This is a genomic window from Streptomyces sp. NPDC088910 (assembly GCF_044749865.1).
Classification (GTDB): domain Bacteria; phylum Actinomycetota; class Actinomycetes; order Streptomycetales; family Streptomycetaceae; genus Actinacidiphila.
This window is the reverse complement of the sequence record NZ_JBIVIV010000019.1, coordinates 17181-34307: the sequence shown is the minus strand read 5'-3', so window position 1 is coordinate 34307 and position 17127 is coordinate 17181. Positions and strand designations below refer to the sequence as shown.

The following is a 17127-nucleotide window of genomic DNA, read 5'->3' as shown; positions in this document are numbered from 1 at the left end:
GGCGCGAAAGCGCCTAGGTGCGGCTGCCCGCCGTGCCCTAGCGTCGTGACCGCCCGCATGCCGTACGCGCCCGTGAGCAGGGAAGCAGAGGACGTATCGTGACCGTCATACCGCAACCGCCCGACATCCTCTCGCCGCAGTTCGCCGCCGACCCGTATCCGGCCTACCGCGTCCTGCGGGAGCACTACCCCGTCGTCTTCCACGAGGGCACCGGCAGTTGGCTGCTGTCGCGGTACGAGGACGTCGAACGGGCCTTCCGCGACCCGGTGTTCACCACCGACAACTACGCCTGGCAGCTCGAACCGGTGCACGGCGGGCGGACCATCGTGCAGATGAGCGGGCGGGAGCACTCCGTCCACCGGGCGCTGGTGGCACCGGCCTTCCGCGGCCGGGAGTTACGGGAGCGGTTCCTGCCGGTGATCGAGCGCAACGCGCGCGATCTGATCGACGCCTTCCGTGACGCCGAACAGGCGGACCTGGTCGATCAGTTCGCGACCCGCTTCCCGGTCAATGTGATCGTCGACATGCTCGGGCTCGACCGCGACGACCACGACCGCTTCCACGCCTGGTACGCCGCCGTGGTCGGCTTCTTCGCCAATCTCGCGCAGGACCCCGAGGTCGCCGAGGCCGGGATGCGCGCGAGCCGGGAGCTGGCCGCGTATCTGGTGCCGATCGTCCACCGGCGGCGGGCCGAGCCGGGCGAGGACCTGCTGTCGTCGCTGTGCACGGCGGAGATCGACGGCACGGTGATGACCGACCAGGACATCACCTCGTTCGTGAGCCTGCTGCTGTCCGCGGGCGGCGAGACCACCGACAAGGCGATCTCCGGGATGTTCCGCAATCTGCTGGCCAACCCCGAGCAGTTGGAGGCCGTGCGGGCCGACCGCGACCTGGTGGCGGCGGCCTTCGCGGAGTCCCTGCGGTTCACTCCCCCGCTCCAGATGATCATGCGGCAGCCGGCCCAGGACGTCACGCTCCACGGCGTCACCATCCCGGCGGGCGCGACGGTCACCTGTCTGATCGGCGCGGCCAACCGGGACGAGCGGCATTACGACAGGCCCGACACCTTCGACATCCACCGCACGGACCTGACGACCGCGAACGCCTTCAGCGCCGCCGCCGACCACCTGGCGTTCGCGCTCGGGCGGCACTTCTGCGTGGGCGCGCTGCTGGCGAAGGCCGAGGTGGAGGTCGGCGCCAACCAACTCCTGGACGCCTTCACCGAGATGGGCTTCGCCGACGGGACGCCGGCCCCGGACAGCGGGGTGTTCGTCCGCGGTCCGCAGCGCCTCGACCTGAGCCTCACGCCCGCGACGACCTGACCCGCAGCGCCGGACGCGGGCCGAACGGGCCGCGGCCCTGTCGCAGGGTCGCGGCGGCCCGCGCCGGGCGCAGGATGCCCGCCTGGAGGCGGCGGGCCGCGTCGATGTGGTCGAAGGTCCAGATCATCTTGACGGCGGTGGAGGTGCCGCGCCCGTCGTCGGCGGTGAGGTCGCGGCGTACGGCGTCGAGCAGCCGCCCGTCCGCGGCCTCGTCGCGGGCGGCACCGTCGGGGACGGCGCCGGAGCCCGCGAGGGCCCGCGCGGCGGCCTCGTACCAGTCGACCAGCAAGGTGCCCGCGTAGAGGATCTCGCCGCGGGCCGCCGTCCTGTCCTCCTGCGAGGTCACGGTCTCGCGCTCCCACAGGTCGAGGATCGCGTCGGAGGTGAGCCGCAGCGCGGCGACGCCGGTGATGAGGGTCGTGACGTCGGCCAGCGGGATGTGCTTGGTGCCGCGCTCGGCGAGGAAGCCGCGGAAGGCGTCGTCGAGGCGGCGCGAGGCGGCGGCGGCCCGGCGCCGCTCGTCCTGCGGGGTGGCGGGCGCGGGGGCGGCGGCGTCGCAGCGGGCGACGCCGTACTGGATGGCGCCGCGCAGATAGTGGGCGCCTTCCTCGTAGGCGTCGGCCAGTGCCTGGCCGAGGGCGCGTCCTGCCCCGCGTGGCCAGAACAGCGCCCCGGCCACCAGGGAGACCCCGCAGCCGAGGGCGACGTCCTCGACGCGGACGAGCCCGATCTGCCAGCCCGCGGGCTCGATGATGTTGTAGAGGATGAGCAGGACGGTGGTGAATCCGGCCTGTCCGGCGGCGAAGGAGATGGCGGCGGGCGCGAGTCCCGCGAAGGCCACGGCGAAGGGCAGCAGCAGCCACAGGGCGGTGGTGTGGGTGCCGACGCCGTAGACGATGCCGCCGCCGATGACGAAGCCGACGCCCGTGCCGAGCAGGCCGCGCAGCGCGTTCTGGCCGGTGCTCAGGGCGTTGGAGCGCAGCACCGCGAGGGTGCCGAGGACGACCCAGAACGAGTGCTGGACTCCGGTCGACTCGGCGAGCAGGACGGCCAGGGCGAGCGCGATGGCGCCGCGGACGCTGTTGTGCAGCCAGACGGAGTGGCGCTCGACGTGGGCCCCGGCGCGTTCCTGCGCGGAGGACAGGAAGGACGGCACGCCCGAGGGCCCGCGGCCCAGGACGTGGTCCCACCAGCCGCGGCGCAGGGCGGCGACGGTGAGGCCGATGTTGGTGGCCATGGCGGAGATCGCGAAGCTCATCTCCTGGGCGCGGAAGCTCGGTTCGAGGGCGCCGAGGATTCCGGCCATGGCGTCGTCGGCGGCAGGGGTGTCGGGCGCGCCGGACGGGCCCGGCGCGTCGGCGGAGCCTGACTTCGTCGTCCGGGGCCGGTGCAGCGGCAGATCGCCGGTGACGGCCGTCTCCATCGCCTCGCGGGCGGCCTCCAGCCGCCGCAGGTCCCGCTCCAGCTCCGCGGAGCTGTCGGAGACCGACTCCAGGCTGGCCGCGCCGTGTTCGAGCAGGGTCGCGGCGGCCACCTTCACGTCGCAGACGACCGCGTCCGTCGGCCCGGGCTCCTCGTCGAGCGGCATGCGCTCCAAGATCGCGTCGAGCCACACCACCTGGTCGACCAGCCGGACCAGCGTGCGCGCCGACGTGGACAGCCCCGTGGGGCGGTACGGCGTCCCGAAGAACGAGGTGCGCAGCGCGGCGACGGCGGCGCCCGCCTCGTCGGACAGCGCCCGGTACTCGGCCGCGCCGACCGGTCCGAAGCCGCCGCGGACGCAGTCGACCTCGGAGCGCAGCCGCCGGGCCAGCAGCGCGCACGCCGTGGCGGTGGCCAGCCGCAGCGGTTCGCGCCGGGGCGCGGGCCACAGCAGGCCGACGGCGATCACCGACGCCGCACCGGCCAGCAGCCAGCCCGCGAGCCGGTCGGGCAGCGCGCTCACAGGGGCGGGCAGCGTCACCGGCAGCACGAAGGCGACCAGCAGCGCGGTCGAGGCGCTGGCCAGCACCGAGCTGACGACCCCGGCGAACAGCACGAGGAAGCCGACGACGAGGGTGACCAGGACGGCCAGCCACGCCGTCCGCGAGGCGAGCGTCCCGACGGTGACCAGGACCGCGCCCGCCGCCACCAGACCGGTCTGCGCGGCGAGCCGTTGGCCCATCGCGCCGCTGAAGTCGACGAAGAGCAGGCCGGACAGCGCGCCGAACGAGGCGAAGGTGGCCATGGCCGGGTTGCCGACGACCTTGTCGCACAGGGCGAACAGGGCGGGCATGACGATCGCGGCGCGTCCGGCGCGGCGCAGCGCGGACAGGTCCGCGTCGCGGGTGCGGAGCCAGTTCAGGACGTTCAGCACGGCGGTGCCACGTGTCGTCGTGCCCGCCGCGCCGCGTCCGGTTCTGTGGTCATCAGCAGAGCATCGCACTCCGTACGGCCGCCCGCAGGCCCCCGGCGCGGGGTGTCGGGTCATACGCTGCGGAAGTGATTCTTCCCACCGCCGAGAGCGTGCGCGCGCTGCACGAGAAGTACGCTCCGACCCGTGAGTCCCTGTCCCTCGTCCGCACCCACTGCGAGATCGTGGCGCGGATCGCCCTCGACCTGGCCGCGCGTTCGCCCGAGCCGGTGGACACCGGGCTCGTCGAGACCGGTGCGCTCCTGCACGACATCGGTGTCTACCGGCTGGGCGACGACGCGTACGTCCGGCACGGTGTGCTCGGCCACGAGCTGCTGCGCGCGGAGGGCCTGCCGGAGGAGCTGTGCCGTTTCGCCTCCCACCACACCGGCGTCGGGCTGACGCGCGCCGACATCGAGCGGCAGCGGCTGCCCATCCCGCCCGGTGAGTATGTCGCCGAGTCCGTCGAGGAGCGGCTGGTGATGTACGCGGACAAGTTCCATTCGAAGTCGAGCCCGCCGAAGTTCCTGGACGCCGCCGCGTACGCCGGGAAGGTGGCGCGGTTCGGCCCGGACAAGGTGGTCGCGTTCCGCGCGCTGATCGCCGAATTCGGTGAGCCGGACCTCGACCCGCTGATCGCCGAGTACGGGCACCGCGTCCGGCGCGGTGACGCGCGAAGGACCTGACCGGAGGGTGTGCCGGGGCGGCGGCCCGGCCGGGTGCCGTGCCGGGCTCGCCGGGGCGCATGGCAAACTCACCGGGGTCGCCGACGCGGCGCCGTACGTTCCGCTTTCCGGGACGGCCGGGGCGGGCACGACGTCGGCGGCGCGATGTCGCGGTGCGGAAGTGGGTGTGGCGATGCTGGCGGAGACGGTCTTCCGCAGCGAGGACCTGGCGGTCGAGGACCGATTCGACGCCTGGCGCGAGTGCATGAACCGTACGCACGCCCCGATGCGGCTGGAGAGCGAGTGCGCGGCCGACTTCAAGGCGCATCAGCGGCTGATCGGGCTGGGCGCGGTGTCGATCTGGCCCGCGACCTTCGAGCAGCTGGTCTTCCTGCGCACGCCGAAGCTGATCCGGCAGTCGGACCCCGAGGTCTACCACCTCTCGCTCCTGCTGAGCGGTGAGGCCGGGGTGTCGTGGGGCCGGGAGGAGAACTCCTACGGCGCGTTCGACATCCACACCAACGACTCCTCGCGGCCGTACGAGATCTGGACCGGGCACGGGTCGATCTCCTCGGTGGGCGTCGAGATCCCCAAGGTGCTGCTGCCGCTTCCGCAGCACCGGCTGGACAAGGTGATCGGGCGGCACATCACCGGACGCGAGGGCGTGGGCGCGCTGCTCGCGCAGTTCCTCACCCAGCTCGCCGCGGACACCGTGCCGTACGCGCCCTCCGACGGTCCTCGGCTGGGCGCCGTGCTGGTCGACCTGGTGGCGGCGCTCCTCGCGAACGCCCTGGACGCCGAGGCGGCGCTGACACCGGAGACGCGGACCCGGGCGCTCACCTTGCGGGTGAAGTCCTTCATCCGGCAGAATCTGCACGACCCGGAGCTGACGCCTCGTCATATCGCCGCGGTGCACCACATTTCGCGCAGTTACCTGCACCGGCTCTTCCAGGCGGAGGACGAGACGGTCGCCTCGTACATACGCCGCCTGCGGCTGGAGGGCGCACGCCGCGACCTGGCCGATCCGGCGCTGCTGGAGACGCCGATCCATCTCATCGCGGCCCGCTGGGGCTTTCCGCGGGCGGCGGACTTCAGCCGCGCCTACCGCGCCGTCCACGGGGCGGCGCCCACCGACCACCGCCAGCGGTCCGTACGTCCGGGTGCGGGTTCCTAGGGTGGCTCCGGCCGTTGTGGACGCATTGCCAAGTCGTCAGGCGACCGGCTGCTAACGACAGGCCGGCGCCGTGACCGGCAGGCTTGCCCGTGCATGCCCCAGGTCGGACCCGCCACCCGCGGACCCCGGCCACGGGGCGGCCCGTCCGTCGCCCACGAGGGCGGTCCACGGACGGTTCGCCGACAGACAGGAACCGATCATGCACCTCAACAAGCCGAAGGCGGCCCGCCGCCGCGCCAACTGGCTCCCGTTCCACGACGACGAGACCTAGCGGAATCCCGGACGGCAGGCGCCGGCCCTTCCTCCGCGCCTCGGCCGGACGGCCGGGGCGCGACGGCGGTTGCGGTCCGAATGACAGGGGCGGGAGCCACGGGGGTGTTCCCGCCCTTCGCCATGCCGTCGCCGGACGGTTTGTGTTATCCGGCCGCGTCCCACGGGGTCTCCGACGTGTACCGATGCACGTGGCACGGCTGGAGGCGGCACGATGGGACGCAGGCGGCGGACGAGATCCGTACGGGGCTGGTGGGGGCTGGTCGTGGCCGCCGTGGTCGCGAGCGGGGTGGTCTACTACTGGCCGTCCTCGCCGGGCGGTGACGGGTCCGCGAGTACGGAGGCGGTGACCCGCCAGGCCGCGGCTTCGGCTCCGGCGGCCCCGACCGTGTCCGGGTCGCCGACGGCGTCCGCGACCGCGACCCGCGCGTCCGCCTCGCCGTCGGCGACCGCGCGCCCGTCGCAGCGGCCGAGTCCCAAGCCGTCGTCGCCGAAGCCGTCCGCGCCGAAGTCAGCGGCGGCCGGGGCCGGTTCGGGCGGCGGGCGGACGATCACCGTCGTCAACCGCACGCAGGAGACGGTGTGGGCGATCGTCACCGGCACCGCCGCGTATCCGAACGGCCGGGAGCTGCGGCCGGGGCAGAGCACGTCCCTCACCGTGGGCAACAAATGGGGCGGCCGGATCTGGGGCCGTACCGGCTGCACGTCCGGCGGCCAGGGCGCGTGCCTGACCGGGGACTGCACGTCGCAGTGCTCGGGCGCCAACCCGCCCACCACGCTGGGTGAGTTCACCTTCGACGCGTACGCCGGGCTCGACTTCTACGACGTGAGCATGGTCGACGGCGCGAATCTGCCGATGTACATCAACATCTCGCACACCGTGACCGCCGATCCGGTGAGTGCGACGGGCTGCTACAAGGGCGCGTGCACTAAGCCGGTGGACTGCCCCAGCGCCATGCGGGCCATGTCGGGCGGCCGGGTCGTCGGCTGCAAGCCGCCGTGCGCGGCCTTCGGCGGGGACACCTACTGCTGCCAAGGCGCCTGGGCCGGGCGGGAGAAGTGCGTGCCGTCGAAGTGGCCGGTGGACTATACGCAGGTGTTCAAGAAGGCCGCGCCGTACGCCTATTCGTACGCCTTCGACGACGCGGCGACGATGTCGTGCAAGGGGCGGTGCGACTACCGGGTGACCTTCGGCGTCACCTGAGGCTCGCGCGGGGTCTCGCTCCACCGCTCCCCCAGGAAGTCCTTCAGCAGGTGGGTGACGGCGGCGGGCCGTTCCATGCTGGGCAGGTGTCCGGCCCAGGGCAGTTCGAGGTGGCCGGCGTCGGCGAGCAGTCCGGGCAGCCGGGCGGCGATCTGCCGGAAGTCCGCCAGGTCGTGGGCGCCGGAGACGACGAGGGACGGCGCCCGTACCGCCGCGAGGTCGTACGGCGGGCGGAGTTGGTCGAACTCCTCGGCGGCGAGCTGGACTTCGTAGGCGTTCCGCTGCTGGACGCGTACGGCCCGCCGGGCGGCCTCGTCGCCCTCGGGGCCGATCCAGGTCTCGACCATCAGCTCGACGGCGCCCGCGAGGTCGCCCGCCTCCAGCAGCGCCTCCTCGCGTTCGTCCAGCGCGTCGAGTTCGGCGGAGGCTTCGTGCCCGGCCATTCCCGGGCACAGCAGCACCATCGCGCCGACCCGCTCGGGGTGGCGCGCGGCGATCTCCAGCGAGGTCTTGCCGCCGTAGGAGGCGCCGACGAGCGCCGCCTGACCGATGCCGAGCGTGTCGAGGAGTCCGATCACGTCGTCGGCGTTGTTGTACGGCGCGTCCGGCGCGGGGGTCCGGCCGAAGCCGCGCAGGTCGCAGCGGACCACGCGGTAACCGGCGTCGGCCAGCGGCTGCCATTGCGGGTCCCACATCCGCCGGTCGCAGACCCCGGCGTGCAGGAATACCAGTGCGGGGCCGGCGCCCGCCGTGTCGTAAGAGAGAGTCATCCGGCAGACGGTACGCACCGCGCCGCGTGATTCCCTCCGGTTTTCGCTCTCGGCGACACTGTCGGCCGCCGCTGCCGGGGCCGAACATCCGGTGTCCGTCAGGCGCTTGCCGGACGCCGTGGCCGCGGGGCTCCGCGCAGAGCGCGCGACGAGGGCCGCGCAGCCCGGTGGGGTGCGCGGCCCTCGCGTGATTCGCCGTCCGCGTGGGTCAGTTGGGGTTCTCGGCGTTCGTAAGGGTCTCCCAGGCCACGAAGAGGTTGTTGGAACCGGCGGGGCGGTTGTTCTGCGTGAGGGTCTGCGTGTTGGTCATCGCGACCCCGCGCCGGGTGTGCAGCGCGTTGTAGCCGGTCTCGGTGATCGGGCCGAGGCCGCGGTTGACACTGCCGTTGCACAGCCAGCTCGGCGGCGCCGTGCCCAGTTCGTACTTGGACTGGAAGCCGAGCGCCTGCCGCAGCCGCTCGCCGATGTCCGTGCCGTACAGGTCGTCGCCCTGGATGCGGCTGGTCTCGGCGATGTGCGAGATCGCGGAGATGCCGTAGCCGGTGTGCGTGAAGTCGCGGCAGGTTTCCTGGGTCAGCCCGTCGACGAAGGTGGACTGCCCCTGCCAGTAGCTGACGATCTTGGCCTTGGTGTCGAGGTTCTGGCTCGGAACCGTCTTGGGCAGCGCCCCGTCCGCGGCGATGTAGACATAGGCCGCGGCGCGGGTGCGGAACTTGGCCATCGCCTTGTCGTAGTCGGTCTTGTCGTCGAGGAAGACGGAGATGCCGACGGCGGCCTCCATCATCGACAGCTCCCAGTTGCCGTTGCTGTTCGAGCCGTTGATGATCTCGGGCAGGTAGACGTTGCGGAGCATGGTGCCGAAGCGCCCGGCGTTCGGCCAGCCGCCGGTGTAGGTCGACTTGATGATGTCGGCGGCCTTGGGCCACGACGAGCCCGCCCAGCCGGTCTGCAACGGGGCGTTGCTGTTGGTGTGCTGGGTGATCGTCGCCGACCACGCGTCCATCAGCTTGATGGACTCCTGCGCGTAGCGCGCGTCACGGGTGAAGTACCAGGCCAGGGCGTCGGTGTAGGCCGCTATCGCGTCCTCGCGCTCGTCCGTGCAGCCGTTGTTGGGGTTGGAGTAGGAGCCGCACTCGACGTTCGCGCGCGGCTTGGGCGTACGGGTCAGCGAGGCGTACGAGCTGGCCATCATCTGGTTGTACGCGCTCTTCCACGGCTCGGCGTTGGCCTGCACCTTGGCGCGGGCGAAGTCGAGTTGGGCGGCGGAGACGGTCACTCCGGGGTGGACGAAGGCGGCCGGTGCGGCGCTGGCGCGCTGGGCGCCTCCGGGCCAGGCGGAGAAACCGGTTACAAGGGCCGCGGCCGCACAGGCGGCGGTGACCAGCAGAACGGGGCGCCGTACGCGGCGGCGGTGGCGCGCGGGCGAGGGCGTGGGGGTGCCTGCCATGCGGTGACCATCCGATCTTGAGTGGGGGGCTGTTCGTGAGCGGGCGCGTTCCCGGGTGAGCGCGTTGGTGAGCGCGTGTTCCCCGGTGTGCACCGTGGCGTTCCTGAGTGTGAACCGAGCTTGCATTTCTGAACACTTGACTGACCGCAGACCATAGGTACGGACTAATGCCCCGTCAAGCCCCTGCGCGGTGCGGGAGTTGGCCGAACCCGGCTCGCGATCAGGTGGCGAGCGCCGCGAGTTCGGTCCCGGCGAGCAGGAATCCGCCGACGCCGAAGTCGGCCGTGCTGTCGTACGTCACGGGCTGGCTGGAGTCCGGCCGGTCGCCGACCTTCTGGATCCAGCCGAGGGTGCCGTCGGGGTGAACCGCCGTGGCCAGCAGGCCGTTCCAGGCGCGCGCGGCGACCGGCAGATACGTGGCCCGGTCGACGAGTCCCGCGCGTACGGCGTACGCGGTGCCGTAGGCGAAGAAAACGGTTCCACTCGTTTCGGGGCCGGGGAAGTGCGCGGGGTCGGCGAGGTTGACGTTCCAGAAGCCGTCGGTGCGCTGGACCGCGGCGACCGCCCGTACCAACTCCTTGAGCGTGGCGCGGTATTCGGCGGTGTCGGCCTGATCGGCGGGCAGCACCTTGAGGCTCTTGGTGTGCGCGGCGGCGCCCCAGCCGTTGCCGCGCGACCACAGCACGGGCTTGCCCGGGGGCGAGAGGATGCCGCCGGGCAGGAAGTTCCTGTCGCGGTACCACAGCCCGGTGGCCGGGTCGTGGAGACCGGGGCCGCCCTCGGCCGACTTGGTGTGCCGGTACAGGTCGTGCAGCTTGCGGTGGTAGTTCGCGTCACCGCGCAGCACGCCCAGGCGGGCGAAGGGCGACATCGCCATGTGCAGCGCGTCGTCCCACCACCAGTCGTCGTCCTTGCCGGCCTGGTCGGTGTAGACCATGCGGTGCAGGCAGGTCTCGATCGCGGTCAGCTTCGCCGGGTCGGGTTCGATCTCGTACAGGTCCAGATACACCTGGCCCGCGCACTGGTTGTCCGCGTTGCGGGTGGTCGTGCCGCCGTTGAGGCCGTAGTTGTTCCGCTCGGCCCAGGAGCGCGCATAGGCCAGATAGCGGGTGTCGGACGTCAGCCGGTACAGGGCGGTCAGGCCGCTGAAGAAGGTGGCGTTGGCCCACTGGTTGTTGCCGGGGTCGGTGTGGGCGCCGATCCAGTGGTCGGCGACGCGGCGCAGTGCGGTGACGACGGCCGCCCTGGAGGGCAGCACCGGGGAGGGCGGGGCGGCGGCAGAGGCCGCGGCGCGGGCGGTGGCGTGCGCGGTGGCGGGGATCGCGGTCGCGGTGGCGGTCGCGGCGAGTGCCGCACCGCCGATCAGGAAGTGGCGTCGGTCCATCGGAGTCTCCAAGTGCCGTGCGTGCTAGGTGCGCTGCGGGCATGGACGGCCGGTGGTGGCGTCGGTACGGCTCGGCTCTCGGCTCTCGATGCGGGTGGCGCGTACGGGACGCCCGCTCACCGGCGGATTCAAGGACATGAACGCTGAGTGTCCTTGTGAACTCGATGGAGCTTAGATGACCGCGCCCGCCGTACGTCAACCCCGGTCGCGCTGACTCCGGTGAGGTTCACCCCGGCGGTGAAGGGCGACCTGGCCGTGCGCACCAGCTCGGCGTCCGGACCGGGCGGGAGCCGGTCACTGGCGGCGGTGGCACCGGCGAGCGTACGGCCGGCGGCGGGGCCGCGTCGGGCGGCGCGCCCGACATCCGGTGCTGGACACCGCTCGCGCCGAGGTCGGCGGTCATTCGGGGCAGCGCGAGGAACAGCGAGGTCATGTCCATCGCCACCAGTGGCGTCGGCAGGGCGAGCAGGGTCAGGCCCAGCCACTCGGGCCGGTCCGCCGGTCCGCCCGGCGCGCCCGTATCCCCGTTGTCCGGCATGTCCGCTCCTCCGCCGTGTCGGGTCTCTTTCCCGCACCGGTCGGAGCGGCGACGGGCTTCTTGAGGTCCGGCTGGAAGAATTTTTCGGAGCGGGCCGTATTGGAGCGGATCGGCACGGATCGAAACGGGCCGGAATTCGATGCGCCGCCGATGTCAAGAAGCCGTCCGCGGCTCCGACTGTGTGGTGCACGGACCCGGAAGGGGTTCGGCGTACGGCACACACGTACGACATACGCGCGGGACGTCCGAGCAGGGCATCCGCGGACGGCGTCCACGCGGGACAGAGGAGTAGCGATGAAGTTTCTGCTGATCATGCACATGAACCCGGCGGTGTGGAACGCGCTGACCGAGGAGGAGCGCAACGAGGTCATGGGCGGCCACGACGCCTTCATCAACACGGTCACCGAGTCGGGCGAGATGATCCTCACCCAGGGCCTGGCCGACATCTCGCAGAGCGCCGTCGTGCGGGTCCGCGACGGGCAGCGGGTCGTCACCGACGGGCCGTACCTGGAGACCAAGGAGTACCTCGGCGGCTTCTACCTGGTCGACTGCGAGAACCGCGAGCGCGCTCTGGAGCTCGCCACGATGATCCCCGACGCGAAGGTGGAGGGGCTGGGCATCGAGGTGCGCCAGGTGATGTTCTCCGGTGGACAATTGGAGATGTGAGCACCGACACCGTGACCGAGGACCTGCTGCGCGAGCTGACGCCGCAGGTCCTCGGTGTGCTGGTCCGCAGGCACGGCCAGTTCGAGGAGTGCGAGGACGCCGTGCAGGAGGCGGTGCTCGCCGCGGCCGTGAAGTGGCCGGCCGACGGTGTGCCGGACCATCCGCGCGGCTGGCTGATCACCGCTGCCTCCCGTCGGCTGATCGACCAGATCCGCAGCGACCACGCCCGCAAGGCGCGGGAGACGGCCGCGGCGGCCCAGTCCCCCGAGCGGGAGGCAGGCGTCAGCCCGGGTCCCGGCGAGGACGGCGCGCCGGAGGGTGACGACACCCTGATACTGCTGTTCCTGTGCTGCCACCCGGCGCTGACGCCCGGCTCGCAGACCGCCCTGACCCTGCGCGCGGTCGGCGGTCTGACCACGGCGGAGATCGCCCACGCGTTCCTGGTGCCCGAGGCCACCATGGCCGTACGGATCAGCCGGGCCAAGCAGCGGATCAAGGCGGCGGGCAGCCGCTTCACCCTGCCCGAGGCACGCGAGCGCGAGGAACGGCTGCGGGTCGTCCTGCACGTGCTGTACCTGATCTTCAACGAGGGCTACACCGCGACTTCCGGGGCCGCGCTGCACCGCGCCGACCTCGCCCGCGAGGCGATCCGGCTGACCCGTGTGGTCGATCGGCTGCTGCCCGACGACGGCGAGGTCGCCGGTCTGCTCGCCCTCATGCTCCTTACCGACGCGCGCCGCGCCGCCAGGACCGGGCCCGGCGGCGACCTGATCCCGCTGGACGAGCAGGACCGTACGCTCTGGGACGCCGACCTGATCGCCGAGGGCACCGCTTTGATCAGTACGGCCATGGCCCGCTCGGCGCTCGGGCCGTATCAGCTCCAGGCCGCCATCGCCGCGACGCACGCCGCCGCGGAGCGCACCGAGGACACCGACTGGCACCAGGTGCACACCCTGTACAAGATCCTGGAGCGGATCGCGCCCAACCCGATGGTCACCCTCAACCGCGCCGTCGCCCTCGCCGAGATCCAGGGGCCGCGGGCCGGGCTCGACCTGCTGGCCACCTTGGACGACGACGCCCGCGTCGAGGGTCACCACCGGCTCCACGTCGTCCGCGCCCATCTCCTGGAGCGCTCCGGCGACCTCCCGGCCGCCCGCGAGCACTATCTCCTCGCCGCGCGCGGCACGGCCAGCCTCACCGAGCGCCGCTTCCTGGAGTCCCGCGCGAGCCGTCTGAAGCCCGGCGCGCGCTGAGCGGGTGACAGCGGCGACGACCGCGTACCCGACGGGCGTCAGCGGTGGGTCAGCTCAGCCGGGCGTCGGCGTAGACCGCCATCGCGTCGCGCTGGTACTCGGCCAGCCCGGCCGCGATCTTGTCGTACGCCGAACGGAAGCGCGGGTCGTCGGTGAACATCTGCCCCAGACCCTTGTACGCGGTCGCGCCGGGGGTCCAGAATCCGCACAGCCATTGGTAGTGGGCATCCGTCTCGGCCTGCACCGCCGAGTCGGCCACTGGCGTGCCGGCCGCCATGAAATCGGCCATGCGGACCATCCGCGCCGTGATCTCGCGCTGCGTCCGCTCCTGGTCCTCGGCCGTGAGCGGGCCGGCGATCCGCCGGGACCGCTCGTACTCGCGCGGCCACCGCTCGCGCGCCTCGTCCTCGTAGCGCGAGGCGTCGAAGCCCTCGAACAGATTCTCCGGCCTGTTGATCTCCGCCATGTCGTCCCCGTCCTTTCCTTCCTCCAACTCCGCGATGGTGCGGCCGACCGTGCGGACCAGGGTGTCGAGCCGGTTCCGCTCCGCCAGCAGACGCCGGTGGTGCTCCCGGAGCACGGCCACCCGGTCCGCCTGCCTGTCGAGGACCGCCGCGATGTCCCGCAGGCCCAGGCCCAACTCCCGCATCAGCAGGATCTGTTGCAGCCGCAGCAGATCCCGCTGCTCGTAGGAGCGGTGCCCGTTGCGGCCGGTCCCCGCAGGGGGCAGCAGACCGATCTCGTCGTAGTACCGCAGCGTCCGGGACGTCACTCCGGACAGCCGGGCCACGTCCGCGATCGACCAGGCCATCGCCCTGCCTTCCCTCGCCGGCCGGTCGTTCCGGCCACATGGACGACCGTAGAAGTTGACGCGGCGTAAAGCGCAAGCCGACAGCGGGCGGTGCCGACGACGGGCGGGTCAGTGCTCGGCCAGGGGCGGCGCGGTGTCCGTCGAGGGGGTCAGGCGCAGCGTGACGATCTCGAACGGTCGCAGGCGCAGGTCCACGGCGCCGTCGCGGATCTCGGCGGGCGGCTGGTCGGTCAGGGGGCGTTCCAGCAGGTCGCAGGGGGTGGCGGTGTGGAGGGCGAAGCCGGGGGTGAGGGTGGTGCGGGTCCGGGCGCCGATGGCTTCGTAGAGACGTACGACGATGTCGCCGCTCGCGTCGTCGGCGAGCTTCACGGCGCTGACGACGACGCCCTCGTGGCCGACCGTCGCCAGCGGTTCGACCGCGGCGGCGCCGGGCACGCGGCGCTCGGGCAGGTGGATGGCGTACCCCTCGCGGACGGCGTCGCCGATGGACGCGCCGGGAAGCAGGGCGTAGCGGAAGCGGTGCACGCCCTGGTCCGTCCGCGGGTCGGGGAAGCGGGGCGCGCGCAGCAGGGACAGGCGCACGGTGACGGCGGCGCCGGGGGCGCTGCCGCTCGTGGAGCGGGTGACGTCGTGGCCGTAGGTGGAGTCGGTGACCAGGGCCACGCCCCAGCCGGGCTCCGCGAGGTGCAGGAATCGGTGGTTGCACGCCTCGAAACGGGCGGCGTCCCAACTGGTGTTGGTGTGGGTGGGCCGGTAGACGTGGCCGAACTGGGTCTCGGCCGCGTAGCGGTCGGCGTGGACGTCCAGCGGGAAGGCCACCTTCAGGAACTTCTCCGTCTCGCGCCAGTCGACCTCGGTGGAGACGTCCAGGCGCTTGTGCCCGGCGGTGAGGGTGAGGTCCTGCACGGCGCGCGAGTGGCCGAACGAGCGCTCGACCCGGACGGTGACGGCGTGGGCCGTCGCGGCGGTCACCTCGACACGGTCGGCGGCGGTCAGGTCGGTGACGGTGTTGCGGTAGTACGCGTCCACGTCCCAGGCGTCCCACATGGTGGGGAAATCGGGGTGGAGTTGGAGCAGGTTGGCCGGGCGTCCCTCGGCGAGGGTCTCGCGGTCCGCGGCGAGGTCGTGGACCGACACCACCAGGCCGCGGTCGTCGATCTCGACCCGCAGCAGGCCGTTGTCCAGTACGTGGCCGCCGCCGGGGCGGGCCGAAGCGGTGACCGTCCCGTCGACGCCGGTGTCGGCGACGCGCACGGCGCCCCCTGCCGGGACACCGCCGCGGGTGTGCGGGGCCGCGTTGAAGACCAGGGCCCCCTCTCCCTCCTGGCCCCCCTCCCCCTCCTCGCCCCCCTCCCGCGACGGCCCACCGGCCAGGGCGAGTTGGGCGGCGTCGATGATCGACCGCAGCTCCACCGCGAGGGCGGCGTACGTCGCCTCTGCCTCGCGGTGCACCCACGCGATGGACGAGCCGGGCAGGATGTCGTGGAACTGGTGCAGCAGCACCGTCTTCCAGATCCGGTCCAACTCCTCGTACGGGTAGGGCAGTCCGGCCCGTACGGCGGCGGTCGCGGACCACAGCTCCGCCTCGCGCAGCAGGTGCTCGCTGCGGCGGTTGCCCTGCTTGGTGCCGGCCTGGCTGGTCAGCGTGCCGCGATGCAGTTCGAGGTACAACTCCCCGACCCAGACAGGCGGTTCGGGATACTCGGCGCGGGCCTTGGCGAAGAACTCCGCCGGGGACTCCCACTCCACCCGGGCCGAACCCTCCAGGTCGCGCAGCCGGGCGGCCTTGGCGATCATCTCGCGGGTCGTCCCACCGCCGCCGTCGCCCAGCCCGGTCGGCGCCAGCGACCGCCCGGCCATGCCCTTCTCCCTGAAGTTGCGTGCGGCGTGGGCGACTTCGCGGCCTTCCAGGCCCGCGTTGTAGGTGTCCATCGGCGGGAAGTGCGTGAAGACCCGGCTGCCGTCGATGCCCTCCCAGGCGAAGGTGTGGTGCGGGAAGGAGTTGGTGCGGCTCCAGGAGATCTTCTGCGTCAGCAGCGAACTCGACCCGGACGCCCGGATGATCTGCGGCAGCCCGGCCGCGAAGCCGAAGGTGTCCGGCAGCCACACCTCGTCGCTCTCGATGCCGAACTCGTCCAGGAAGAACCTCTTGCCGTGCACGAACTGACGGGCCATCGCCTCGGAGCCGGGCATGTTCGTGTCCGACTCGACCCACATTCCGCCGGTGGGCACGAACCGTCCGTCGGCGACGGCCTGTCGGACCCGGGCGTAGACCTCGGGGCGGTGCTCCTTGATCCAGGCGTACTGCTGCGCCTGGGACATGGTGTAGACGAAGTCGGGCTCGTCCTCGATCAGGGCCGTCATGTTCGCGGTGGTGCGGGCCACCTTGCGGACGGTCTCGCGCAGCGGCCACAGCCACGCGGAGTCGATGTGCGCGTGGCCCACCGCGCTGATCCGGTGGGCCGACGCGTGCGCGGGCGCGGCCAGCACGTCGGCCAGCAGGGCTCGGGCCGCCTCGGCGGTGCCGCCGACGTCCTGGAGGTCGATCGCGTCGAGCGCCCGTTCCACCGCGCGCAGGATGTCCCAGCGGCGGGCCGAGTCGGCGGGCAGTTCCGGCATCAGCTCGCCCAGCACTTCGAGGTCCTGCACGAGCTCCCAGACCGTGCGGTCCAGCACGGCCAGGTCCATCCGGCCCAGGACGTACTGCGGCGCGCGGCCCGCCGTCGCCTTGTCGCCCAAAGCGGTCGGGCGGAAGGGCGGGTTGTCCAGCACGATCGGGTTGGAGGCGGCCTCGACGTGCAGCAGGATCCGCTCACCGCCGGTGACGGGGTCGCCGACGCGCACCCACTGATTGCGCGGGTTGAGGCCCTTCACCGGGGTGCCGTCCGGCCGGTAGACGAGGCCCTCGCACTGGAAGCCGGGGGTGTCCCGCTCGAAGCCGAGGTCCAGCAGGGCCTCGACGGTGCGGCCCGCCCACTCCTCGGGCACGGTACCGCTGACGGTGAGCCAGCTCGTTCCCCACGGCGGACCCCACGGCTCGCCGGGCGCGATCGGCCTGCGGGCCGCGGCGATGCCTTCGGCCACCGGGACCGGCTCGTCGGGCGCGTCCCAGATGCCGACGGTCAGCGGCACCCGCTCCCCGTACACCGCGGGGCGGACGCGCTCGTTGAGGACGCGTTCCAGGCGGGACTCGATGAGGCTGCGGTCGTCGTGCATGTACGGGCTCCGGGG

General features: G+C 72.4%; 14 protein-coding genes. 6 read left to right on the top strand and 8 right to left on the bottom strand.

Translation table 11 applies throughout. The features are described 5' to 3' along the window. Positions 1-98: 98 nt before the first annotated feature. Positions 99-1322: a cytochrome P450 gene (locus ACIP4Z_RS33145; RefSeq protein ID WP_391164328.1), complete on the top strand. Its 1224-nt coding sequence runs from the start codon at positions 99-101 to the stop codon at positions 1320-1322. Here the strand turns inward: ACIP4Z_RS33145 and ACIP4Z_RS33140 are convergent. Continuing rightward, positions 1303-3678, bottom strand: coding sequence for an FUSC family protein (locus ACIP4Z_RS33140; protein WP_401314107.1), 2376 nt, complete (start codon positions 3676-3678; stop codon positions 1303-1305). The two genes, ACIP4Z_RS33145 and ACIP4Z_RS33140, sit on opposite strands and share 20 nt — an antisense overlap. A gap of 125 nt (positions 3679-3803) precedes the next feature. Here ACIP4Z_RS33140 and ACIP4Z_RS33135 point away from each other — a divergent pair, with 125 nt between their 5' ends. After that, entirely contained in the window at positions 3804-4400 is a 597-nt protein-coding gene (locus ACIP4Z_RS33135) for an HD domain-containing protein (RefSeq protein ID WP_401314105.1), read from the top strand. 172 nt (positions 4401-4572) lie between these two features. After that, complete coding sequence (locus ACIP4Z_RS33130) at positions 4573-5553, top strand: helix-turn-helix domain-containing protein (RefSeq protein WP_391051911.1); 981 nt, start codon at positions 4573-4575, stop codon at positions 5551-5553. Between the two features lie 567 nt (positions 5554-6120). On the opposite strand, the gene ACIP4Z_RS33125 is transcribed toward ACIP4Z_RS33130, so the two are convergent. Then, positions 6121-6393 carry a hypothetical protein gene (locus ACIP4Z_RS33125; RefSeq protein ID WP_401314103.1) on the bottom strand — a complete coding sequence of 91 codons (273 nt, stop codon included), beginning with the start codon at positions 6391-6393 and terminating at the stop codon, positions 6121-6123. 10 nt (positions 6394-6403) lie between these two features. On the opposite strand from ACIP4Z_RS33125, the gene ACIP4Z_RS33120 reads away from it, so the two are divergent. Beyond that, positions 6404-7027, top strand: a complete 624-nt coding sequence (locus tag ACIP4Z_RS33120; RefSeq protein ID WP_391051861.1) for a thaumatin family protein — start codon at positions 6404-6406, stop codon at positions 7025-7027. Here ACIP4Z_RS33120 and ACIP4Z_RS33115 read toward each other — a convergent pair. From ACIP4Z_RS33115 to ACIP4Z_RS33100, 4 genes are all read right to left on the bottom strand, one after another. Then, positions 7000-7797: an alpha/beta fold hydrolase gene (locus tag ACIP4Z_RS33115; RefSeq protein ID WP_401314101.1), complete on the bottom strand. Its 798-nt coding sequence runs from the start codon at positions 7795-7797 to the stop codon at positions 7000-7002. The two genes, ACIP4Z_RS33120 and ACIP4Z_RS33115, sit on opposite strands and share 28 nt — an antisense overlap. A 208-nt stretch (positions 7798-8005) precedes the next feature. Further along, positions 8006-9244: an alginate lyase family protein gene (locus tag ACIP4Z_RS33110; protein WP_391051866.1), complete on the bottom strand. Its 1239-nt coding sequence runs from the start codon at positions 9242-9244 to the stop codon at positions 8006-8008. A 220-nt stretch (positions 9245-9464) separates the two neighbouring features. After that, on the bottom strand, positions 9465-10628 hold the full coding sequence (locus ACIP4Z_RS33105; RefSeq protein ID WP_401314099.1) for a glycoside hydrolase family 88 protein: 1164 nt from the start codon (positions 10626-10628) through the stop codon (positions 9465-9467). Positions 10629-10854: 226 nt separating this feature from the next. Further along, entirely contained in the window at positions 10855-11166 is a 312-nt protein-coding gene (locus tag ACIP4Z_RS33100) for a hypothetical protein (RefSeq protein WP_401314097.1), read from the bottom strand. Positions 11167-11460: 294 nt separating this feature from the next. Between ACIP4Z_RS33100 and ACIP4Z_RS33095 the strand changes: the two genes are divergently transcribed. Beyond that, the gene (locus tag ACIP4Z_RS33095) at positions 11461-11832 is read left to right on the top strand and encodes a YciI family protein (protein WP_355343632.1); all 372 of its coding nucleotides are present in this window, start codon (positions 11461-11463) and stop codon (positions 11830-11832) included. Continuing rightward, positions 11829-13085 carry an RNA polymerase sigma factor gene (locus ACIP4Z_RS33090; RefSeq protein ID WP_401314095.1) on the top strand — a complete coding sequence of 419 codons (1257 nt, stop codon included), beginning with the start codon at positions 11829-11831 and terminating at the stop codon, positions 13083-13085. The genes ACIP4Z_RS33095 and ACIP4Z_RS33090 overlap by 4 nt, the downstream gene beginning before the upstream one ends. A gap of 49 nt (positions 13086-13134) precedes the next feature. Here ACIP4Z_RS33090 and ACIP4Z_RS33085 read toward each other — a convergent pair whose 3' ends face one another. Continuing rightward, positions 13135-13896, bottom strand: a complete 762-nt coding sequence (locus ACIP4Z_RS33085) for a MerR family transcriptional regulator (RefSeq protein WP_401314093.1) — start codon at positions 13894-13896, stop codon at positions 13135-13137. 108 nt (positions 13897-14004) lie between these two features. After that, a complete protein-coding gene (locus tag ACIP4Z_RS33080) occupies positions 14005-17112 on the bottom strand; it encodes an alpha-mannosidase (RefSeq protein WP_401314091.1) in 3108 nt (1035 codons plus the stop codon). Positions 17113-17127 lie beyond the last annotated feature (15 nt).

What these genes read in the sequence shown, in the direction of transcription:
- ACIP4Z_RS33110 (WP_391051866.1), bottom strand. Translation starts at nt 9,244, where the DNA reads ATGGCAGGCACCCCCACGCCCTCGCCCGCGCGCCACCGCCGCCGCGTA.
- ACIP4Z_RS33095 (WP_355343632.1), top strand. Translation starts at nt 11,461, where the DNA reads ATGAAGTTTCTGCTGATCATGCACATGAACCCGGCGGTGTGGAACGCG.
- ACIP4Z_RS33085 (WP_401314093.1), bottom strand. Translation starts at nt 13,896, where the DNA reads ATGGCCTGGTCGATCGCGGACGTGGCCCGGCTGTCCGGAGTGACGTCC.
- ACIP4Z_RS33105 (WP_401314099.1), bottom strand. Translation starts at nt 10,628, where the DNA reads ATGGACCGACGCCACTTCCTGATCGGCGGTGCGGCACTCGCCGCGACC.
- ACIP4Z_RS33130 (WP_391051911.1), top strand. Translation starts at nt 4,573, where the DNA reads ATGCTGGCGGAGACGGTCTTCCGCAGCGAGGACCTGGCGGTCGAGGAC.
- ACIP4Z_RS33115 (WP_401314101.1), bottom strand. Translation starts at nt 7,797, where the DNA reads ATGACTCTCTCTTACGACACGGCGGGCGCCGGCCCCGCACTGGTATTC.
- ACIP4Z_RS33080 (WP_401314091.1), bottom strand. Translation starts at nt 17,112, where the DNA reads ATGCACGACGACCGCAGCCTCATCGAGTCCCGCCTGGAACGCGTCCTC.
- ACIP4Z_RS33100 (WP_401314097.1), bottom strand. Translation starts at nt 11,166, where the DNA reads ATGCCGGACAACGGGGATACGGGCGCGCCGGGCGGACCGGCGGACCGG.